Raw genomic sequence first — 22,770 nt, 5'->3', positions numbered from 1 at the left:
AACAAAAAAGACCGTAACCTAAACTGCTAATACGGTCCTGACGAGTATGTAATTCAATTCTATCACTTAGGGGCAGTATATCCCAATTCTTTAACAAAATAGAGCAGCAAATCATCATTCACCTGCACCTGATCACCAACAGCAACTTCCCGATTATGATTCATCAGACCATTCCCATCAGGAATATAACCTCTCTTGCAATAAATGCGCTGGGCAGCCCCAAAATCCTTATAAAGCCCCATGCCGATCCCAATGCTGTCATAGGAGTTATAGGCAGCAATACTTTCAAACTCTTCGATCAGCTGATTGCCGATCCCTCTTCTCCGGAATTCAGGAAAAATGTTCACATCATTAATTTCAGGTATACCTTGTGCTCTGAAATACAAATAATCCGATTCAAACTTCAAATGTGCACAGCCAGCAAGGATTTGCTCGTCCAGATACACAAGAAGTGTGACCCTAAGGCCAATTTTATTCTCATGCAGACATTGTTCATAGAATGAGTCAGTACGTACGATTTTGTGGCGCTCAAAAGCTTCTTTCCATTGTTCGAGTGTTTCCTCTGAATCCAGTCTCTCAAGAATCATCGACATAATCAACCTCACAATCAGAATTTAAAGCTTACGATGTCATTATTATTGATTATATGCCTTTTTTAATAGGGTTACTATACTAAAAAAACAAACGATAGCGAATCGCTACCGTTTGCTTAATATGTTACGTAAACTCTAGCGTTAATTCGTGTATGCCCGTATTTCTAAAGGATAACGTGAACTCCAGTAATTTCTTACCCACTTGCGAATAAGCTTGCCTGCTTCTTCAGGGGAGTAGGCAGTCGTATCGATCGTCGATATTGGAGGGCTGAATGTGAAATTCTCGCTGTGGAGCAGCCGGTGTGCCAGTCTTGTATTGCTCCATATCATTTCCTGAGTCGCTCCTCGATCCCTAAGTCTATGTTCTCTTATTTCATCATTGCAATGCAGATTCATAAAATACACCTGGCTAAATAGCTCTCTGCAGCCGCTCTCTATTACATCCTCCGGAGTCAAGGTACCCACAAGCACCGTGCCACGATTATTCATTGAAATTTGATAAGCCATATGCAGCACAGGTCCTAATGACAAAGAAGAATCCAGGCTCTCCTCTGGATGCATGTCAAGAATAACAAACTCAGGAAGTAAACTTCGCAGATAAGGAACAACCGATGATTTTCCAACACAGCTTGCGCCTGTTACGATAAATAAGGGTGTCTTAGGCATATATCGCATCTCCTCTACTTTGAAATGAAACCGTTTGCTAAAATAATGAGAGGGCTTTCAAAAAACCTATACCTAAGGTTAACATATTTAGAGCCAGGATTGAAACGGGAAAGTTCATCAATTTGTAATGAAAATACTCTTTTTATCCATGGTTTTGTGATTTTTCTCGCTGTTTATACCGTATAGAGATATTTTTAATACTCATTTTTCCAATCCGGCAGTTCATCCAGCGTAATGACATATGGACTGTTATATACCTTCGTCAAATGCTGTGTACTATTCTGCACACCATCTCTAATGAACTCCCCGGACCAAGTAACAAACCAGCTCCAGTCTGCATGATATGCCTGCAGCAGATCCGGATCGGGAATAGGCCCATTTTCAGTCAGAGCAATGATCTTCTGATCGTTCACCAACGTCTTCAGATTCTCGTAGCGGCTGCTTACCGGTCCATAATTACCAGCACCTGGATAGCTGTCAACGCTAATAATATCAACATATGGATTACCTGGGTACCATGCCGGATTCTCTGAATTCCATACCCATATCAGATTATCAAGTCCGTGGAAGTTCGTGAATCGATCATACATTAGCTGGTACAGCTCCTTGGCAGGTTCCGGACCTTTGGCGCCCCACCAGAACCATCCGCCTTCCGCCTCATGCAGCGGTCTCCACAGCACTGGGATATCCTCTTGCTGAAGTCTCTTGAGCTGTACAGCAATCGCATCCATGTCGCGAATGAGCAGCTGGTAATCCTGGGATTCGGGGTGTGACATGGCATATTCAATATCAAAAGTGGTTGCTTCCGTATAGAACCCTCTCCACCATTCCTTGCCAGGTTGATCAATCAGATCTTTTGGAGCATTCCAATGCCATGCAAAGGTTACGATACCACCCCCAGCATCCCACTCGATCGCATGCTCAATATCCGTTGACACCGTTCCCCTCTCTGTTCTTGAAGGTGAATAATCCATTAGATCAAGTCCTAGTACAGCCGGCTTTTTGCCAAGCGTACTATGAATCCAGTTGGCATCGGCCAGCGTTTGCTGTCCTGACAGAATGTGCTGTCCATACTCTGATCTCAAATAATTGTAGAGCAACTGAGCCTCACTGCTGGCATCTGGATTGACTAGTGATGCATTGATTTGATGCGGAGGCGGATCAATCGCTCTCTCCAGCCGCACATAGTCAATGTAATACCAGCCCCAGTTACTGATGAAGCTGATCTGAGTTGAACCTGCTTGTAGCATAATTTTACCTGCATCCACTTCACTGAAATTGGTTGTTTCATGAAGCGTAATCTCACCTTGCGCTGTATCTCCCACGACAAGACTCGTATTCTTCGCTCCGTGCGGGGCCTGATATCCTATACTTAAATTGTAGAGACCCGTATCTGGGACGGTCACTTGTACACTCAGCTTATCACTCTGTGCATCAAATCCTCCTACATACCCGGTACCAGAGTAGCCTTGAAATTGCGTCATCACATCAACACCATTCAATAATCCATCTTCCGCTTCAAATATAATGGGAGCCGCCTCCATTTTCTTCATATTAGAAGGTATAAGCGTGCTAATTAGCAATATAGAAAGAAATACAGCCCAGCTTTTCTTTATATGCATTGCTTGATCCTCCTTCCAAATGGTGATGCATTCAATGACATGAAAAACTACCCAGCCATCCAGCTTAAGCGGTTACATCATGTTAGACTGATCACCTCCTTACAGAGATGTGACCACGAAGGAGTCCGACCTTATGGACTCCTTGCTTATGTCATCATCTTATTCAATAAGGCCTGTTCAAGGCGTGGATTCACAGACAGGTTCATATAGGACTGAGGAGGATTAAACTCATAGCCTCCTTTGAGCAGCTCAAGCGACATCGGCGCAAATTCGATGCAGGACAGGATGGGAATGGCATACCCGTAGGATACTCCGCTGAAATACTCTCGAAGCTCTGCCCCTGATCCTTGCCCGTGCCCTTCTGCAATGGATACGAGTGTATCGATATCCTCTTGGATCGGCATTCCGAATTCGATATAAGCTTTAATCTGTTTCACAGGAGAGGATACATATACAAATGCCGCTGCAGGTTCTTTTATAAATCTTCGGCGAAATTCGATGGTTTTCTTGCCTTCTTTAATAAGCTGGTAAGGCTCAGGCTGTAAACTCAAAATAATCTGACGCTTAGGCAGATCCAATAACAGCTGTAATTGTTCATTCATATCGTCAGCACGCTCCTTTATCTGTTTCCAAGTGAATATTTTCGCTGAAAACAGACGAAACCCTGCCTCATTCGACGACTTATGAATCAAGCAAATTCATTCCAGTGAGAGAAGACAAATACAGCTGGAGAGTTCCAATAAATCGTTATTTCGTTCCCTGCGTAGCTCTCTTTATCGTCGATATAGCAAGCAGCAGCCGGCTTTCCTTGTAGATGAGTTCTCATGCATTCATCATTTAGGTACTTATTTGGTCCACCTGCCAGCATGCCCGGTACGGGTGCCTCTACTCCATCGCCTACAGATGGACGATGATGAGGATGCATAACGGAATACTCTCCAAACCCCGTCACATAAGACAGATCGAGCACATTAAGACCTAATATATAATGCACATGACCAAGTGCAGCCTGTTCATACTCCACATTTCCGCATAATTTATGAGCCAAGAGAAGAAGCATCGCTCTGTTCATGACAACCATATTACTTCCCCAGATATAATCCTCTTCCTTAAGGGAGATGCCATAGCCATCTTGCTTCGCGATCTGCAGCAAGCGATCCGCTTCATTCAAGAGATGACTCTTCAGCTCAGCGTATAGGGCAGCATCTTTCTCTTGCTTATCAGCTAGCAAATAGCGAATGGTGCCATATCCGCCCATATCTGCCCAACCCAATTCACATTTGGGGAAATCCTTCTGTACGTACCTTTTGACCGCATCATGATACACCGAATCACCGGTGGAAAAATACAGCTCGGTCGCAGCCCAGTATCGTTCATCCAGATCGCATGCATCCCCGTATTCTCCGGTAAATATATCCGGCGGATTACGAAACCCCGGCTCATTCGGATGCTTCTCAAGCCATGTCCAGGAATACTTGGCCGATGTGAGACATTTATCTGCAAACTCAGCATCGTAGGTATTATATATTCTTGCAGCCACAGCCATTACAGCACAGCTGGCAGCTGTTGCAGTCGCAGAGATGGGCGCAAAGACAAGCTCAGCTTCATCCTCCTCTGGCATGACATCGAGCCCGGGAAATTGCTTGGTTGTCAGCTTGTGATAGGATCCGCCGGTGGCAGCATCTTGCATTTTGAGCAAGAACTCTAGCTCTACTCTGCATTCATGCAGCACATCTGGCATGATTCCGTCCGTTTCCGGCAAGGGAATGGAATGAACAAATGCATTCGGGTACAGCTCCCAGCTAAGCATCAGATCGACTAGCGCCTTTGCGCCGGCTACGACATATTTTCCATAATCGCCTGCATCATGCCAGCCTCCATTGCCGTCAAGCCGCTGACTCGAATTGGTATGAACAGATCCTTGCGACGTATGGCAAGCCTTATGACTCCATACACCTGCATACTCCTCGTCCAAGTCTTCGCCACAGCGCAAATAATAGAACGCCTTCATCAGTCCGCCATGTACTTCGGCATAGGGTTGTTCCGATATGATAAATGGAGAAGATACATTCCCTTCCGAATCCTCAATTCTATATTGTCCGGGCACTTCAAATGCTGAAAAATCACCCTGATATACGTGGTCGCCGGAGCAGAGATCCTCCACTCTATCATGTGTCTGAGCAGAATAAACAACCTCTGAAGTTGCTGTATCCCTAATGTGAAAGGCAGAGCTGCTTCCTCTCAATATGACGAGCTTATTCCCCTTTGTTGGATATCCGATCTGATTGACAAGGACTTTACGATTCGAAATACGCATTTATTCTCCCTCCTAATTTTTCAGTGAGATAGAAGAGGCCATCCCTATGCATGATACTTACATGTCTATAGGAGCGGCCTTTTTTGATAACAAAACGTATTGCAATAAAAATATCTGTTAATTATTTATTCAATAGATGGGTTGCTTTAATGAAATCTGACATGGATCGCACGTTCACTTTACCTGGTGATGCCGCTGCAAAAGCTTGATCCCCATAAGTACGGGTAGCAAACGATACTTCTTTCACTTCACCTGGAAGCAGATCAAAGAAATTGTCGCTGAATACACCTTCTGCTTCACTATCGATCCATACCTGCTTCGCCAGTATGTTCGTCGTAAGCGTAAACCGAGTTCCATTTGTTCCTTCTACCTCAGTTATCATCACTTCCGCAGCACCCAGCTTCAAATCTTTAAACGGAACAAAATAGTGACGCTGTACATCAACGACTTTACCGTTAATCAAGAGTTCAGCAACTGCCGTTGTACGTTCCGGGTCATGCCCTTGAAGCAGCTCGGCAAGGGAGAGTGACAGAACAAGATTCGTTGCATTCCCTGGATTACTTACAGCATGTGTCTCAGTATGACGAACCGTACCGTCAAAATCAGCTACACGGATTCGTAGTTCTCCCTCAATCGGCTTCAGCAGATCAGACAGCAGGTAGAAATCAACTTTGTTATCCTTTGTTCCATCAATGGAAATCATTTCGTCGGCAAAGCTGCGTTTGGCGTAGTATTGAAGCGCCTTCCAGTTACCGTAATAGTCCATTCCCGCCCATGAAGCGACAGGCCATGTATCATTCATTTGCCAGTATAAGGTCCCCATTACAAAAGGTCTGTTTCGGCGGTGGGCCTCAATTGCCATTTTCATCGCATCGGCCTGAAGCACCTGACTCATATAGAGGAACGAAGGGAAATCCTTCGGCTCTGTCATATACATATCCATATATTCTTTAATGAGGCGGTTTCCATCCCCATTCTTCTGATGAGCACGCATGACTTCAGAAGTCAGCTCAAGATCCGACTCTGTTGCATAACGAAGAACGGATTTGTGCTCAGGAAAGGATTGGAATCCATATTCACTCATGAAACGGCCCAATTTGATGTTGTAATTCTCAAACGGCTCTGTGTTATGCCAAACTCCCCAGTAGTGAACATCCCCTTCGATGGAGCTGGTTGAAGCGTGCTGGTTAATATCATTCGTAACCGAAACAATCGGTGAAGAAGGCCAATAATCTGTGCCGGGAACAAGTTCTGTGAGCACTTCAGGCAGCAGTTTATGGAATACAGCTTCATAATCGGCCCAGATTTTCTCGCGCTGCTCATGCGTATAATCTTTCTTCCAGCCCCAGCCAGCCTCTTCATTATAATGAGCCCATGCCGAATCAATCTCGTTATTACCGCACCACAGGGCAATACTTGCATGATTGCGTAAACGCTTAACATTGTCGATCGCTTCATGGCGAACGCTTTCAAGGAATGCATTATCACCAGGGTACATACTGCATGCAAACATAAAGTCCTGCCATACCAGAATTCCATATTCATCACACAACTCATAGAAATCGTCCTGCTCATAAATGCCGCCGCCCCATACACGAAGCATGTTCATATTGGAGGCTGCTGCAGATTCGATCTCGTGTCTGTATCTCTCACGGGTAACCTCTGTAACGAAGCTGTCGTTAGGTATATGGTTAGCCCCTTTAGCAAACACCGGAAACCCATTCAACTCAAAATAGAAGGATCTGCCGTATTCATCCTTGTCACGGACGAGACGAATGCTGCGTAGCCCGGTTTTCACAGAAGCTTCTGCAAGAGGTGTTTCTGCTTCATGATCCAGCACCTGAGCAGTGAACGTATACAAGTGGGCTTCCCCAAGACCTCTGGACCACCATAGTTTAGGATTGCTGATGTTCAGAGGTATTTCCACTTTCTGAAGCCCAGGTACAAGGGAAACCTTTGCGCTCCACTCCCCTTGATCCGTAGAAATACGAATGAGTTTGTCACCTGCTAGATCCGCTGTAATTTCTAAGATCGCTGTCAAATCCGCGGTTTCTTTCGTTACTTTCTGCTGGTGAATGTACAGGTCCGCTACGCGCACATTAGACCACGCTCTCAGCTCGATTTCACGCCAAATACCGCTCGTTACAAATCTTGGACCCCAGTCCCAGCCGTAATGATAAGGCGCTTTTCTAGCGAAGATACTTACTTTCTTGTTACCAAGCTCTCCGACTTCAGACTGGTCATTTGAAGCTGGCAAAGGATATCCAAGTGCTTCAAGCTTCGGAAGATCCTCATTAATTGGAGAACGAAATACAATTCTCAGCTTATTACCTTCAGATTTCACGTATGGCTTCACATCCACTTCCCAAGTGCGGAACATATTATCGGCTGACAATACATGCTGATCATTAATGAACACTTCCGCATATGTATCGAGTCCGTTGAATACAAGCTCGATATGGTCCTCCCCAAGAAGTTCACTCGGTATATCAAACAGGGTTTTATATTCCCAGTCTTTCTTATCAATCCATTGAACAAGCTTTTCATTCGTGCCATAGAACGGATCGGGAATTTGGCCATTCCGCAGCAGATCCGTATGTACACATCCCGGAACTACAGCTGGGAGCCATTCTTCTCCTTCACACGATTTAAATGTCCAGTCATTTAACAGCAGCTTCGATTCATGCATGGTTTAGGAACCCTCCATATATGTTATATTCGAATCAATTTCACAATACTCTGAAGCATGAGTTATAAAATGGATTCATTTCTAAAACCTATTGTCTCATGGAATCGACAACTCTTCAATCATTTTGTTATCCTAACATATTATTTTTTAGATAACAAAACAAAACATCAGATAAGCTCGTGCTTCCAATATACAGAGATTCTTATGACAGTACATACATAACTGCACGATTAGATGGAATATATCACACCCTATTCAATAGAATTGCGACTGAAATATTACATATGCGGCGCATGTGGTTGGTCTGCGTTTAACGATGTTAACCAACCACTCCAGTACGCTCCACACTTTCAACAAAGTAGCGCTGTACAAATAGATATAAAATAATGAGGGGTGCAATCGCCAGCAGTATACCTGTATCTACAATCATGGCTACATGATTTGGGTCAGCTTTGATATCTGTACCGGACAAGCCCATCAGCTGTGGAATAATGAGATTGACCTGTGAGGGGAGTGACGCAACCTTCAGTGACATGAGATTGCTGTCACTCATGAACAACGATGGGTAGAACGTATCGTTATAAGTCCAAACAAATGAAAACAGCATGACAGTAATCATAGGAGGAATGGCGTTAGGCAGCATAATCCGCATAAACGTCTTGATTCCTCCCGCACCATCGATCAAGGCCGCTTCCTCAATCTCCTTCGGCAGGCCTTTAAAGAACTGTCGGAAAATATAGATGAATAGCCCTGCCTTTAGTCCGGTCGCGGTAGCAGCGGTAATCATAGACGGCCAGTACGTATTTAAGAGATTAACTCCTTCCTTGCCTGTTAGCAATGTAATCATGTTCAGGACGTCGAAATTCCTGAAATGAAGATACATCGGCACCATAAGTGTGCTCGAAGGAACCAGAATGGTCAAAATGACTGCTCCGAACAATATTTTACTCCCGGGAAATTCAAATCTCGCAAAACCATAACCTGCAAGAGCGGTCGATAGTGTAGTGAGCAGCATCATAATGACTACATACACCATCGTGCTTCCAAGCAGTGGAAAATAGTTTAACACTTCGGCAGCAAGCTTGATATTATCCATCGTAAAGTTAACTGGTATCATGTAGATCGTTGGGTTATATATATCCACTTTATCCTTAAAAGCGGTGGATACCTTCATAAGGATCGGATAGAGTATGACAAAGGAAATACCGATAATGAGCATATAACGAAAGATGTCCCAGAGCACGTTCATCACTTTGTTTTTCGTACGCTGCATGCGGAATACGACGGCCTCGCTGCGCCCGAGTCTTTTGGTTTCCTGCATTGAATACCTCACCACCTAACAATGGGGATTAATTGTAATGAACGCGCTTCGATATAAAGAATCCAATCAAGAACAGCAATAGGCCGACCACAATGGTGTAAATCCATGACATGGACGCACTCAGCCCGAAATTCTGCGTTTGAAATGCGGTCGTGTATATGGTTTGTGTAATCGGACTTGTCGTAAATGAATCAATGACCGTGTAGATGACATTTGTCAGGATCAAAGGGCTGACCATCGGGAACGTAATCTTCCAGAAGGATTCATAACCAGTTGCACCCTCAATTTTGGCTACTTCATACATTGAGCTTGGTACGGATTGCAAAGCCGCAAGGAAGATTAGAATTTGTACCCCCGAGCTGCGAATAATTTCGTAAATTCGCATAACCGCATCCACAATGTACTCCGTTATGACAAGAGGCAGACCCGCCTCGTTTAACAAGCGAATCATAGACAACGTATTAAACTGTGAAGAAGCTCCTGCAGTCTCTTCCGCTACCGTTGCATTCCCAATCAAATTGATTAAGCCCGATGCCTCTGCAGAAGCGACGGCTCCGGAGGCTAATATAACGGGCAGGAAGAAGATCGCTCTCGCAAGCCCTCTTCCTCTGAACTTTTGATTGAGGAGTACTGCAGAGAATAGACTGAAGAACAGAATCAGGGGTACATTAACGATCATTTGCAAGACGGATTCTGTCAGAATCCGGTTATAGTTCGCATCAATCAGCAGTGCTTCTTTGAAGTTGTTCCAGCCAACGTACGCAAGCGTATAGCCCTGGGAGACGACCGTCAGCTCGCTAAGACTAAACCGAATGGACTGAATCATCGGTGTAAGAAATAGAAAGATAAATCCAAGCAGCCACGGTGAAATGAAGAGCAGGCCAAGAAATGATCTTTTTTGAGATAAGGTTATACGGCTTGTTCTCATGATCGGTCACCGCCTATTACATAGTCCTGTGCCGGAACGCTTACTCCGTGAGCTACGACAGGTTGCTCATTATAATTAATTAATAGAGTAGTTCCATTGCTGTACATAACTTCTACCACTCCAGGCTCATGCACAACTCGATTCAGCATTTTCTCGGTCCGAAGCGGATTTAATACCTGATTCACTTCGTTATACAAGATGACAGCTTCATCTAACCAGCTGGAATACTGGGCTGAGTACATATAATCATACCGGGTGTACTTCAGCTCTGAAGAAGTGTTCGCCGTCCATAGAAAATGCGGGGCAGAACCAAGCTCCAGACTCCGCAGAGCCTGCTGCTTCATATCGGTTGTAGCCGATAGATTGACCGGTTCTCCTGCATAATCAATAAATCCGTGTATAACCATTTGATAAAATGGCACCGATTCATCTGTCAGGTTAAATTGGCTGGAGCCTTCAGGCGCATTGACAATATGCTGAGCATATTGCAGGGCATAGGCATTCCCTCCGCTAATCATCAGATTAGGATATTCTGCCGCCAATGCTCCGATTTGTTCCTCGACGATGGCTTTGGCTGTATCCCGGAATATCAAACTGTTGTTACGATAATCGGAATGCAGCGTGCTTCCTAAATCGCGAAGGGCAAGACCCGTCAAGTTCTTCTTGCGGAACTGCTCCATAAACTGTGCTGTGACATCCGGAAGCTTCGCTGGGGACAGCAGATAATATTCATCCTGCAGGAGCGACATTCGGTTAAGAGATCTGTCATAAGGAGAGAGCTCTGCTTCTTCTTTCGTGATGAAGCGGGAAGCATCTCTTGCCGAACGAAAACCGCTGCCTGTATCATATACCTGCTGAAAGGCCACATCAGGATACAGCTCCCCACCCGTACTGCCAACCTGCTCTTGAAGGGCAGTCAGCTCACGGCTTGTGCCTAACTCGGAGGTGTTCAGTTTGACTGGAAGCTCGTGCTCAAGCCCGGCTCCGAACCACCCCAGATACTGCATTTGGATATTAGAGATTCCCTGTGCCTGCATTTCTGTTACGATTCCTTGTGCTTCTTCGAAGGTGGTCATGGCTACGGTAGCATCATAAGGAACCCCCAAGAAAGACTGCTGTTTATCAATCGCTCCCACAATATCAACATAGAAAGGAATTTGTTCTTCCTCCGTTAACGGCTGAAGCACACCTTGCTCGACAAGCATCGTTTGATAGGCTTGAGCCATACCCGAATAACTCGCATCCTCGCCTGACAAGAAGTGGTATTTCACACGAATATCACCTTTATATTTCTCATCCGACAACAGCTGAATCTCTTGGATTTTACTCCCTGTGTAGAGCTCCAGCTCATCATCTCCACGAACAGCGTAACGGCTGAACACATGATTGAAGGAATTTTGTTTACCGCTGATATCAGCTGCGACACTGGCATTTCCATCTCCTCCATCAATGACAGCGAAGAAGGCACGATCACCGGATTTCAAGCCGAACACCGGCAAGCGGGCCGATTCAGCAATTTGAGCTCTTGTTCTGCTGTTATCATTCGGGTCCGGTCCATAAACGGGCTGAACATACTGCGGCTCTTTTACTTTTCCATTATCAAAATGAATCAGACTCCCGGAACCATCCGGCACGAACATATAGCCTTCTTGTCCTGACTTCGCTGCCCCAAAGTAGCTTAACAAGTCCAGCGTTTGAATCTGATGCCCTTCGCTCTCCTCCAGCTGAGACAGGGGAACGGTTACCGAGAGGGCATTCTCTTCCAAACGGTATTCCACAGGAATGAGGAACTTCGGTTTATCCGCTGATCCGCCTGGCCCGCCGATCCCATTCTCTTCATTGTCATAAGCCAAATCTTCAGGCGTATATCCTGCTTGCTCGAAGGCTGCCAGCATCTTGCGGAGCACGAGAGGCCGTTCGACTTGCGTATCCGCTCTCTCCACGACCTCCGGATTTGCTTCCTGTTCGAGGTAACGTGTCTCGACATAGCTTGCTGTCACTTCATCCAGCTGGCTCAGTACTTTTTCCTGCAGCCTTTGTTTACTAATGAATTTCGGCAGCGCATCAATTCCAAGCTCTGCATCACCCAGCGTGTATTCAATGCGGACACCATCTGCGATGCTCTGTAATTCAAATTGTTCGTTTGAAATGCTGTACTTGTAGTTTGTATAAGTATCTAGTACACCAAGCGTATTGCGAAATGAAACGGTAACCTGAGAGGAGATGGATTCTTTTTCAAAGGCAGTGGCAATACTGTCTTCTTCCACATCCAGCGGATTACTGTACCAGACATCTCCAGAGCGTTGATCCTTCACCGCAATTACGGTCGTCTCTTCATTAATGTACAAGCTTAAGCTGTCATTCTTGGCGGCAAGAGCCATTCCCGGCACGCCTTCTGACGAATCCTGGAGGGGTACGAATGCCTCTGCGCCAGGATCAGCGGACGCTGTCACATAATTCTCTGGATCAATACCTGACAATCTTCCGCTAAGGATGATGAAGCAGATGATACTGACCAGCATAAGAACGCAAGCCAGCAAAGTTGTGTATTTCCATTTACGAGATGACACCAGACTTACGCCTCCTTAAGATCGGAATAAGAGCTCACGGTATATATTGATCACAAATTCAATAATTTGCTGAACGAGGCTCATCACCAGCGTACCCAGGAATACGATAATCGCCATAACCACTATAGTCAGCAGAATCGTGACAATGGTCTTCGTTGCGGTATACTGGTGTACGGTCATAATGCCGACGAACAGCAAATATATGAACCAAATGGCCGCTGCAGTATTCAGCAAATAATAAAATGCGGTCTCCTCCTGTGTCATAAATCGGCTGATTAAGGTCATTGGCAAGTACACCAAAATCATCGGTATGAGCGCATAAGCGGTCGCATTAACGATTTCGCTAAACTTCCCTTCACCTTCCATGAGTGTCGTAATGGACCAGTTCGATACACACCACAGGATAAAAGGAAGCACTACATACTGGAGTTCAGCCAAGCTGTTTAACGTTCTGGGATCATTGAAATTGACCAGGAAGCCGGCAAACTGCCGCTGAATTACCATGGTTATAAATAGAAGAAACAATATAGTAATAGCAACTCTAAGTTTTCCTTCTCCCTCATACTTCAGATCCCAATACCCTTTAAACGGATGGATGATGAGATGGAGAGGAAACTTAATAAAATCCTGCTTCATGCTGCTCTTCCCTCCTTTTACGCCAGGCTTTAGACCATCTGTATCCGGCAAACACAATAACGACTGTAGTTCCAATCGTTAATATCGTACCGAAATGCTCCTGCAGCACTTCCTTTCGATACCGCTTGAAGGCAACCGAGTAGTTTTTCCGATCCATACCCAGCTTGAAATGCTCCATCGCTTCCTTATTCTGCTTGGCATAGAGGAGTGATTTGCCAATCCCAATGTAAGCGATATCATAGTTCGCATTCAGTCTCAGTACCTCTCGCCACTTGGCTACAGAAGACTCGTCATCCCCGTTGTAATGCGCGGTGACTGCCTCGTTAATGGCACTTCCATAGCTGGTCGGAGAGAAGAGTGTAATGGTTTCTTTACCTTGATCGAGGACGATATGCTGATTCCCGAGCTTCTCAATGGCTACCGGCGTACTGAAGGTTCCGACCTGTGTTCCTATTCCGCCGTAAATATACAGCAGATTGCCTTCATGATCATAGGTGAAGATACGCCCTCTGAGTGAATCCAGAACACTATACATCCCGCTCCCTTGATATTTGATATCAACTAATTTGGAGGGACCTCCATTTACTCCCATTGACCGGTATCGGATATCCCCTTTCACATCAAAATATCCATACCTCTTCAACACATCCTCACCTGAAGGATTCAGACGCTTAACCGGTGTACTGGAGCCCGGGTCAATATTCGTTGCATAAACGAATCCTTTATCCCCCATATCAATATTGGAGAATTCCGTTGGAATGTATAATGCCATTTGATTCTTCTGTGCATCTGTAGCGATGAGCCGCCACAAATAGTCAACAAAATTGCGCCGTACCTGAATCGTTCCAACGTAGCCGATGAATTCACCGGACTCATCAAACTGCAATATCCCCTCATAGGCTCCCCGGGATGTGACAAATACCCGTTCGGCATCATCCACCGTCAGTTTCAACGGGACAAACGAGAAATTAGCTCCAAGTACCTCGGACTGCGGATTTTCGATCGATTTGATCCAATCTCCTTCTGAAGTCAATACGACGATTCGTTTATTCTCTGTATCAGCGATATATAAGTCTCCGGCTTCATTCACCGTGATACCACTGGGCATATTAAAAGTCTCTTCAGCTCCGTCTTTCATGAAACTTGAGATGATTTGCTCTACGGTCCAATCGTCATCCAGTACAATGATCCGATGATTCCCCGTATCCGCAATATAGATTTTGCCAGCCCTGCTGACGAACATGTCCTGTGGAGATACGAAGCTTCCAATTCCGAGATCGTGTCCCGAAATACTTCTATCCGGCAGAAATGCATCTGGAGCAGGCACAGCCTCTTCATAGTAATTGTAGGTGTAGCTCTCATAAGGAGCCTTGGCAGCTACCGCCGAAGGAGCGGAACAGAGCAGCGCTGCTGCGGTAAAGCCAATCCAATATCGCTTCCACGTTTTTTTATAGGCATGCAAGTTCTTGTCCCCCCTATTCCTTCATCCCGGAAGTCGCCATGGTTTCAATAATACGGCTTTGCGAAAATACGAAAATGGTAATCGGAACACTCATCATAATGAGCGCGACTGCTGCACCAACACCCGCTCTCGCAATGCCCCCTTGAATTATGTTCGTTGTTGCAGAGGTCAGCGTCTTGAGATTCTCACTATAGATAAATCCATTCCCATCCGTTCCCCACAGGATCTGAAACAGCAGGATGATAAGTGTCAGCCATGCGGGCTTCACATTCGGCATGACAACAGACCAGAAGATTCGATACTCACTCGCCCCATCAATCTTCGCTGCTTCGATCAGAGCATCCGGAATCTGCTCCATGAACTGCTTCATTAGATACAGACCGAGCGGATAAGAAAAGGCTGGAATGATGACAGCCCAGTAAGTATCCACCCACCCCAGCCAGGACATGATCATATAGGTTGGAATGGCCGTTACAGCAGGTGTAAACATCAAGGACAGCACGATCATTTGGAACATGATCTTATTGCCGGGAAATTGATGCTTTGCAAGCGGATAGGCAGCAGCAGAAGCCAGCAGAACGTGGCCCACGATTCCCATTCCGGTAATAAATACTGTGTTAAAAATGTACCTTGTGAACGGTACCCATGAAGCGCCCAGCAAGTTGATCAGATCTGCAAAGTTATCCATCGTTGGGTTCTTGACAAATAACGTCGGCGGAAAAATAAAGATTTCATCTAACGGCTTGAAGGCCGCATTAATGGCATATACCAGCGGCAGTACCATGAAGGCACCTACAACGCCCAAGACGAGAAACAGCGACAAGCTTCCCAGAAACGAGCGATTTACTCTCTTTACTCGATTTCTCCGGAATAGGCGATAGGGTATGTTCATCATCTTTATTCACCTACTCTACGCAATAATTTTTGGACGATTATGTTGGAGCCGATCATGATTATGAACAATACCGTAGCAATTGCCGATGCAAATCCCATCTCAAAGCGGATCGTACCAAAATCCATCAAATGCGTTACGATGGTCTCCGCTGCATAATTGACACTTGGGAATCCGGCAAGCTGAATGGACACATCCGATACGGCAAGTGAAGTCGTAATCTGAATAACAGCTCCAAACATCAGCTGCGGCTTCATGGAAGGAAGAGTAATGTACCATAGTTCCTGCCAGCGGTTCTTGATGCCGTCAACAGCTCCTGCCTCATATAACGTCTTGTCAACAGTTTGAAGACCGGCAATAAAAGCAAGGAATCCTGTTCCAAGACTCAGCCACAGCTGAACCAATATGATGATTGGCAGCACATAGTCTTCGGTTTTGAGCCATTGAATAGGCTCGAGCAGTATTCCGATCTCAATGAGCAGACCGTTAATGATCCCGTAACGGTCACCGGAGAATATGAGCAGCCAAATGAAGAATACATTTCCTGAAATGGATGGGGCATAGAAGATCAGGGTCATGAAGGCTCTCCATTTTGGACTCAGTTCATTGATGATCCATGCGAAGATAAAACAAGCAAAATAACTGACTGGACCTGTAATGGCGGCGAACAGCAGTGTATTTTTCAACGCAATTAAGAAAATATCATCTTCTAGAAACAGCCGTGTGTAGTTCTGCCATCCAACAAACTTTGGCATTTCGAGCATGTTGAAGTACGTAAAACTGATAATAATGGAGAGAACTACGGGCAATACAGTGAACATCAGAAACAAAATCATATAAGGAGCCATCAATATATACAGATGTTTCTTCACTTTGATTTCCTTGATCAATCTGCTGACCTTGTTGTTCTCCCGAAGCGCCCGTTCGCCCTGTGGAGGGACTGCGCGAGTCTTGTTTTCAATCTGGATATTGGACATACGCTTGTATCCCCCCTCTATTCGGTCAGACCAAATTCACTGCGCTTGGCACGAATCTCATCCTGAATATATTGAACGTAATCCATCAGCGCTTCGCGCGGTTCCGTCTGTCCGTCAACCGTACGATAGAAAGCATTAATGAGATGTCGTCCTGTAAAGTAACCACCCGGCACTTCCGGAATACCTTGAACCCAATCAAATCCGGCCTGAAGTTGATCGAAATCCTCGACTGGCCATGGCAGCTTCTCAAGTGCATTAATATTCGCGGTAGGGTATCTTGCGGCTGCACCCATTAAGCCTTCCATCTCACGCCCGAATTTGACCTGTGTTTCCTCGCTGGTCCACCACTTCATGTACTCCCAGGCGGCTTCTTTGTCGTCTGCTCCTTCGAGCATAAGTACACCACTTCCACCGCTGGCCACAGAGCGATTAATCCCCCCATCTTCACTTTCCGTACCTGGAATCACTGTAAAACCCCACATTCCACGGATCTCAGGTGCAAATACGGTCAATTGGTTATACGTCGTATAATCAGCAATCCCGATTGGCATTTCACCCGTTCGAAAACGGTTTGCAAAGTCATATTCCCGTTCCAGCTTGTAATCCGTATAGAACTCAGTCCATTGTTTAAAGGCATCAATACCAATCTGGGAATCAAGGTCCGACTCCTTGCCTCCCTCACGATAGAACTCTCCGTTCGTCTGGAAGAGCAGCATCGAATATACAGAGTTCGGAGGTACATTCTCTCCTGGATAGCTTGGCTGAACGACGAGCGGCAGTCCAAAATCCATATGGTTCTTATCAAGCACGGAGAGAAGATTCCATACTTCATCCCATGTCTGCGGCACTTCGAGACCCAATTCATTCAGAACATCCTTGCGATAGAACAGCATGTTGAACGTCTGTGTTTCAGGAAGTGCATACACTCCATCCTCATAGGAGTACGGCACTAAGGCGCTGTCACGAAATCTTGCGGCCACCTCATCGTAGTCCGAAAATACAGAAATATCAGCAGCTGCATTACGCATCGCGTAGTTGACAGGAATGTCATTTCCCATCTGCATGGCGACATCCGGACCCTGGCCTGATAAGGTGGCAGGCAGCAAGGAGCCCATTGGTACCAGCTTCAGATTAACCTGAATCCCTGTCTCCGGTGTAAATGTCTCATCAATCATCGATTTGATCGTATTCGCCTGATCTCGACCACTTCCGATCCATACGGTGACCGTTCGTCCCTCCTCTGATTCGCTCGCTACACTTCCGATGGAATCATAATCAATGAAGAAGGAGTAGAAGAAGGTTACGATTTCATGCCATATTTCCGCGAACCAGCTGCTTCCCTTATTAGAGATTGTTTGGTCTGATGAAGCTATGTAGATAGAATCGATCTCAAGCGGCTGTTCCCGTATTTGCTGGAGCCATGTACCCAGTCCGCCTGTATTGGTCTTGTAGGCCTGTAATCGTCTAGGTATGGTGTCCGGATCATCTACCATTTCATCAAGCTGCAATGACATTGTTTTCAACAGTGCATCCTGGTCACCGCTGCCTTGGGACAATGCTCTTAGCTGTGCTCCTACTTGCTTCAATCGTTCGCTCTCTTGGCTAAACACTTCAAGCAGGTCAGGAATCCGTTCATCAACTCGATAATCCCGCACCTCATCAGGGGCAGTACCTGTTATCATCAGAATTTTGCGATACATGGAATTCAGTTCGATAAGGCTATTCTCTACTTCGCGAATGAGCGGAGCAAACTCACCAAGTGTGACCTCCATGCGGATGGTGTTAGTGCCTGCCTTCAAATGATACAAATAAGGCTCGCTTGATTCATCTTCCATGATTCGCATTTCGTATCCATTCTCGTATCTAAAAGGAATTCTGCTCATTTCTTCGAAAGGAATTTCTCCGTTAATAGTCATCTTTCTAGTCGAATAGATCCCTCTTACAAAATTCTGCTTAGCGTTAAAAGCAAGTTTATAAAGTCCTTCCTTCGGAACCTCAACCTCCCATTCAATCCACTGACCTGGGATACGCCAGTTATAGCCGCCGATCGTGTTCACTTTAGACAGCTTCGGACTGTATGGATATGTTGCCGGGCTGGATCTATCCATCAGCGGATAGAGGGTTGGGGATGATTTCGCTGTAGCGTCCTCTGCCTGCAGCTCAATAAGAACTCCGGCGGGTGAATCCATTCCTTCAGATGTCTTCAGGCTTGCATATTCTTCATAAGCGGCCGGCTCCTCATATTTATGAAGCACAAGCTCCTTGATGATCACCGGCTCACGTTGTGCAATTAAAGATAAGGTATGTGAGCCATGGCTGAAATAAAATGCAAACGGCTCCTCATAATAGCCATTAGAATCCTTAAGCAATGTCGTTTGCCAAGCCGGGGTCTCATGCTGCTGAGGACGAAGATCATTGCCTCGATTATCCTGCTCAACCTCGGGCTTCAGATTGTCCCATACCCGGTCCATTTGAATGAATGCCGCTTCACGAAATGGAAGTTCTCCATCAATGAGCAGACTTCGTTCGATTGCTGAGCTCTTGCCCTCGGTCGGATAATAGGTGGATGAAATATAGTAAAGGCCTGCTGCTTCGACCTCAAAAGTCCATTCCAAAGTACTGTCTTCTCCAGTTTTTATAGATGGCCCTGAGGCTCCCTCAACGTCTGAAACGATTTCTGAACCTTCCCCCTCAAGAGAGCTTACCTTGGCTGCATCCAGTACGATCTCTTGGTCAGGGTAAGACTCCCCCTCGAACTTCTCAACATATTCACTATATGATTCATCATTAGTCAGAATCAGATCTTGTGACAACATGGGGGCTTGCTCCGAAGATTGAAGTATCGAAGTATTCTCATCGGCAGCGACAGTTCCTATGACTGAAGAAGAGAACAGCACAGAGGAGCCGACCGCAAATACCAGTATCACTTTTAACCATGTTTGCACACGCATCAGCGGATTCAAATCGCACGCCTCCCTACTACCATAGGCAGCATAGTTCATTTCCTTTGCAGATAGATTGAACATAAGAAATCATAGGTAAATACTCGATCTGTGTTGATCTTAAGCTATAGAACAATGAAATCTTTAGTTCATTCAATCTAGGTCGAAGCTTAATAAAGAGAGGGGCAGGGCATTATGAATCTTAAATCCCTGCCCCTCTTTCTCCAAGCTGATAATTGCGGAACCCATTATTTATTTTGTGCTTCCAGCTTATCAATCGATGCCTGAGCCTGCTGTTTGTATTTTTCCGCTGCCGAAGCTACGGAAGCGTTCTCAACAAGAACGTCAGTAACAAAGCTGTAATACGGGTACTCAGGATAAGCCTCATCAAGAGATACCAAACCTGTTCCTGTGATGTTCTCTCTTATGATGCGGATGTCATCTTCATAAGAGTACAGACTTTCTAAGTAGTTCTGTGAAGGATACTCCTCCAGCTGTGGAACATCATACAATTCTTCGAAGATCTGATACACAAGTTCCGGGTCCTTCACACCCTTAGGAATGAAGTAGGCATTTAGGGCCGTGTCTCCATATGTGACTTCAGGATTTCCTTGAGGTCCAATTGGATAAGGAACAACACCGATCTCAAAGTTAATATCTCCAATTTGCCATTGTGCAGCGTGGAACATGGCAATATCGCCGTCCTTGAAAGTGTCTGTTTCTTCCCACAGTGACTTGTCTCCCGATTTCACTTTGACCACGTTATTGTTGTACAGAGATACCAGATATTCGATGGCCTCAATCGTGCGAGGGTCAGTCAAGCCTTCCTTCGGCTTCGTCTCGTCGCCTTCTGGATCGAGTACGGTATTGCCGCCGTTTGCTACGATTAAATTCCGTCCAACTTGAGCGGACCAGCCGGAGAAGCCCCATGTGTCCATTTTTCCATCATTGTTTGTATCCTTTGTTGCCTGTTTGGCAATCTGTAGCATCTTATCCCAGGTCCATTCGCCTTTGTCGTATAATTCTTGGAGATCTGGCAGTCCCAGCTCTTCGAACAAATCTCTGTTGTAGTGGATTCCTACGCCGCCGTTACTTGGCATGCCGCCGTAGAACCCGTATTGCTCTCCAAGTAGTGCCGGACCGGCATTAGCTAAGCGCTGATCCGTGTTAATGCTGGATTCAGGTGTTGTAAATTCCGAAATTTTGTGTAGCTGGCCTTTCTGAATGGCAGGAAGTGCTGCTTTGTATTCGAGGTAAGTGATATCAGCGAGAGGCTCTCCCGCCAATACGGAGGCTGTGAATTTTTCCATGTATTCTTCATAAGGTATGTTAACGAATTCAAATTTCACGTTGTATTTCTCTTCTGTCTTCTTCAGCTGCTCTACCAATGCTTTGCCTTGTGCATCTGTATCTGTTGGCGTGAGATCCCACCAGGATGACAGCTTGATGACTCGCCCGCCTAAATCGGGCACGTCTTCGGCAACTGCCTCTTCAGTATTTTCGGTATCCGTTTCGGTGGTTGGTTCCGTATCATTATTGCCTGCAGCTTCCGTATTCGTCTCTGGAGTCGTCGCTGGTGCGTCAGCATCACCTCCAGAACACGCTGCCAAAAAGATGAACGTAAACACCATCAATAAACTTAAAAGCGCTTTCATTTTTCTCATTGAAAATTACCCTCCCCTTTGGATTCATCAATTTTGCTGTCTGCATGCGCTGTCTGACGTGTCTGCTGTTTCATGCTGTAAATGACCACCACCCGTTATGTTAATGCAATCAATTTACAAAACAACAATAACACCATCTGGTAATATCAGTCAAATATTTTTATTTATTTTTATTTTTGTTATTTTTAAGTTATTTTATTTTGGTTGTTTGTCTTTTTATTTTATGCTGAGTAATATGAATATATGATTTGCTTCACGTGCTATTACAGGGAACAGCGTCGTTCGAACAAAAACCAAAAAAGCCGTCCTAATGGTGAACTCCATCAGTACAGCTTATTATTATTTCGTTCAGGATTTGCATATTTCGGTATTAGTTAGTGCTGGCTGCCGCATCTTCGGCTCTTCTTATCGGAATACTCAGCTGATTCCGTATAATCAAATCCGCCGCCAGCTGTTTCTTCTCCATTGCCGCCTCCGGATTAGCAATTCGCCACAACATCTGATCGACTGCTCGCATGCCCAGCATCCTCTTATTCACATGCACTGTTACAGAAATACTATGAAGATCATTGATATGATCAAATCCAGTAACCAAACATTCATCTGGAGTCTTAATCCCATGTCTACCAAGCTGTTCGATTAAATCCAGCGCTGTTGCATCATTCATGCATACGAACACTTCAGGAAGCGTACCTCGCATTTCTGTTAAGGCCTGCCCAATATCCTCGAAAGTTCCCTTGAGCAGCAGATCATTCTGAGTACAGGCAATACCATATTGTTCAAGTACCAGCCTAAATACCGTCCAGCGTTCAAAGAAGCTGTAAGCCTCAGTCTTGTTGCCCACAAATTGAAAGTTTCTGAATCCTTTGGTTACAAGAAGATACATCAATTCTCTCATACTGGTCTGGTTATCCGTGAATATCATGTCGCAGCATAACGAAGCGTCCATATGATCAATCATTACAACCGGGATTTCGAGCTTGTGCAGATCAAACAAACTTACGGATGAGACCGCCCCGACCGTTATTGTGCCCCTGATCGCCTCTGGATTAAGCAGAGAGAACAAATTATCATGTGACGGCTCAGTTACCGTCAGGATGTCAAGTCCATATTCATTGAGCTGGGTTGTTACTCCCTCCAGAATAGGCCCCCAGTAGGCTGAGTCATAATTCTGAAACCTAACATTGGGGAAAAGAACAAGAATTGTACCTCGGTTTCTCTTTTCTTTGTTGAAATTGTCTCCTGATCCAGCTATGTTACTCTCGGAAACAGAGTTTGGCATGTGATTGTAATAACCAAGCTGTTCTGCAACATGTACGATTAATTCACGTGTCCGCTCGCTAACACCTGGTTTGCCAGTCAGAGTACGTGAAACCGAGAATTTGGACACACCTGCCTGGTTGGCAATTTGCTGAATGGTAACCTTTTTGCGCATGCTATCACCTATGCTTCCATCTACAGAATCTACTTCTGCTCTATATTAGCATAATA

Annotated in this window: 16 protein-coding genes; all 16 read right to left on the bottom strand. The window is 45.4% G+C overall.

Going from position 1 to position 22,770, the window contains the following annotated elements; all coding sequences use genetic code 11:
• Positions 1-62: 62 nt before the first annotated feature.
• A complete protein-coding gene (locus BM415_RS05665) occupies positions 63-593 on the bottom strand; it encodes a GNAT family N-acetyltransferase (RefSeq protein ID WP_091155516.1) in 531 nt (176 codons plus the stop codon).
• Positions 594-734: 141 nt separating this feature from the next.
• On the bottom strand, positions 735-1,259 hold the full coding sequence (locus BM415_RS05660) for a DEAD/DEAH box helicase family protein (protein WP_091155514.1): 525 nt from the start codon (positions 1,257-1,259) through the stop codon (positions 735-737).
• A gap of 194 nt (positions 1,260-1,453) precedes the next feature.
• The gene (locus BM415_RS05655) at positions 1,454-2,881 is read right to left on the bottom strand and encodes a glycosyl hydrolase (RefSeq protein ID WP_091155513.1); all 1,428 of its coding nucleotides are present in this window, start codon (positions 2,879-2,881) and stop codon (positions 1,454-1,456) included.
• A 146-nt stretch (positions 2,882-3,027) separates the two neighbouring features.
• Positions 3,028-3,483 (bottom strand): hypothetical protein, encoded by a 456-nt coding sequence (locus tag BM415_RS05650; protein WP_139236951.1) that lies wholly within the window; start codon positions 3,481-3,483, stop codon positions 3,028-3,030.
• Positions 3,484-3,569: 86 nt separating this feature from the next.
• Positions 3,570-5,198: a glycoside hydrolase family 9 protein gene (locus BM415_RS05645; RefSeq protein WP_091155507.1), complete on the bottom strand. Its 1,629-nt coding sequence runs from the start codon at positions 5,196-5,198 to the stop codon at positions 3,570-3,572.
• 121 nt (positions 5,199-5,319) lie between these two features.
• A complete protein-coding gene (locus tag BM415_RS05640) occupies positions 5,320-7,887 on the bottom strand; it encodes a beta-mannosidase (protein WP_091155505.1) in 2,568 nt (855 codons plus the stop codon).
• A 319-nt stretch (positions 7,888-8,206) separates the two neighbouring features.
• Positions 8,207-9,208: a carbohydrate ABC transporter permease gene (locus tag BM415_RS05635; protein WP_091155502.1), complete on the bottom strand. Its 1,002-nt coding sequence runs from the start codon at positions 9,206-9,208 to the stop codon at positions 8,207-8,209.
• A gap of 28 nt (positions 9,209-9,236) precedes the next feature.
• Complete coding sequence (locus BM415_RS05630; RefSeq protein ID WP_091155499.1) at positions 9,237-10,136, bottom strand: carbohydrate ABC transporter permease; 900 nt, start codon at positions 10,134-10,136, stop codon at positions 9,237-9,239.
• Positions 10,133-12,706, bottom strand: coding sequence for a DUF5696 domain-containing protein (locus tag BM415_RS05625; protein ID WP_091155498.1), 2,574 nt, complete (start codon positions 12,704-12,706; stop codon positions 10,133-10,135). The genes BM415_RS05630 and BM415_RS05625 overlap by 4 nt, the downstream gene beginning before the upstream one ends.
• 15 nt (positions 12,707-12,721) lie before the next feature.
• Positions 12,722-13,342, bottom strand: coding sequence for a Yip1 family protein (locus BM415_RS05620; protein ID WP_091155495.1), 621 nt, complete (start codon positions 13,340-13,342; stop codon positions 12,722-12,724).
• The gene (locus tag BM415_RS05615) at positions 13,323-14,804 is read right to left on the bottom strand and encodes an NHL repeat-containing protein (protein ID WP_091155493.1); all 1,482 of its coding nucleotides are present in this window, start codon (positions 14,802-14,804) and stop codon (positions 13,323-13,325) included. Before BM415_RS05615 ends, BM415_RS05620 begins: the two co-directional genes overlap by 20 nt.
• A gap of 13 nt (positions 14,805-14,817) precedes the next feature.
• Positions 14,818-15,696 (bottom strand): carbohydrate ABC transporter permease, encoded by an 879-nt coding sequence (locus BM415_RS05610; RefSeq protein ID WP_091159082.1) that lies wholly within the window; start codon positions 15,694-15,696, stop codon positions 14,818-14,820.
• A 5-nt stretch (positions 15,697-15,701) separates the two neighbouring features.
• On the bottom strand, positions 15,702-16,673 hold the full coding sequence (locus BM415_RS05605; RefSeq protein ID WP_091155490.1) for a carbohydrate ABC transporter permease: 972 nt from the start codon (positions 16,671-16,673) through the stop codon (positions 15,702-15,704).
• A 17-nt stretch (positions 16,674-16,690) separates the two neighbouring features.
• Entirely contained in the window at positions 16,691-19,636 is a 2,946-nt protein-coding gene (locus BM415_RS05600; RefSeq protein WP_348272305.1) for an extracellular solute-binding protein, read from the bottom strand.
• A gap of 227 nt (positions 19,637-19,863) precedes the next feature.
• Positions 19,864-21,279 carry an ABC transporter substrate-binding protein gene (locus BM415_RS05595; RefSeq protein WP_091155488.1) on the bottom strand — a complete coding sequence of 472 codons (1,416 nt, stop codon included), beginning with the start codon at positions 21,277-21,279 and terminating at the stop codon, positions 19,864-19,866.
• 370 nt (positions 21,280-21,649) lie between these two features.
• On the bottom strand, positions 21,650-22,714 hold the full coding sequence (locus BM415_RS05590) for a LacI family DNA-binding transcriptional regulator (RefSeq protein ID WP_091155485.1): 1,065 nt from the start codon (positions 22,712-22,714) through the stop codon (positions 21,650-21,652).
• Between the last annotated feature and the right edge of the window lie 56 nt (positions 22,715-22,770).

Origin of the sequence: Paenibacillus sp. 453mf (assembly GCF_900116105.1) — a bacterium.
Lineage (GTDB): Bacteria > Bacillota > Bacilli > Paenibacillales > Paenibacillaceae > Paenibacillus > Paenibacillus provencensis.
The sequence above is the reverse complement of the archived record's forward strand: the minus strand, read 5'-3'. Positions and strand labels throughout refer to the sequence as shown.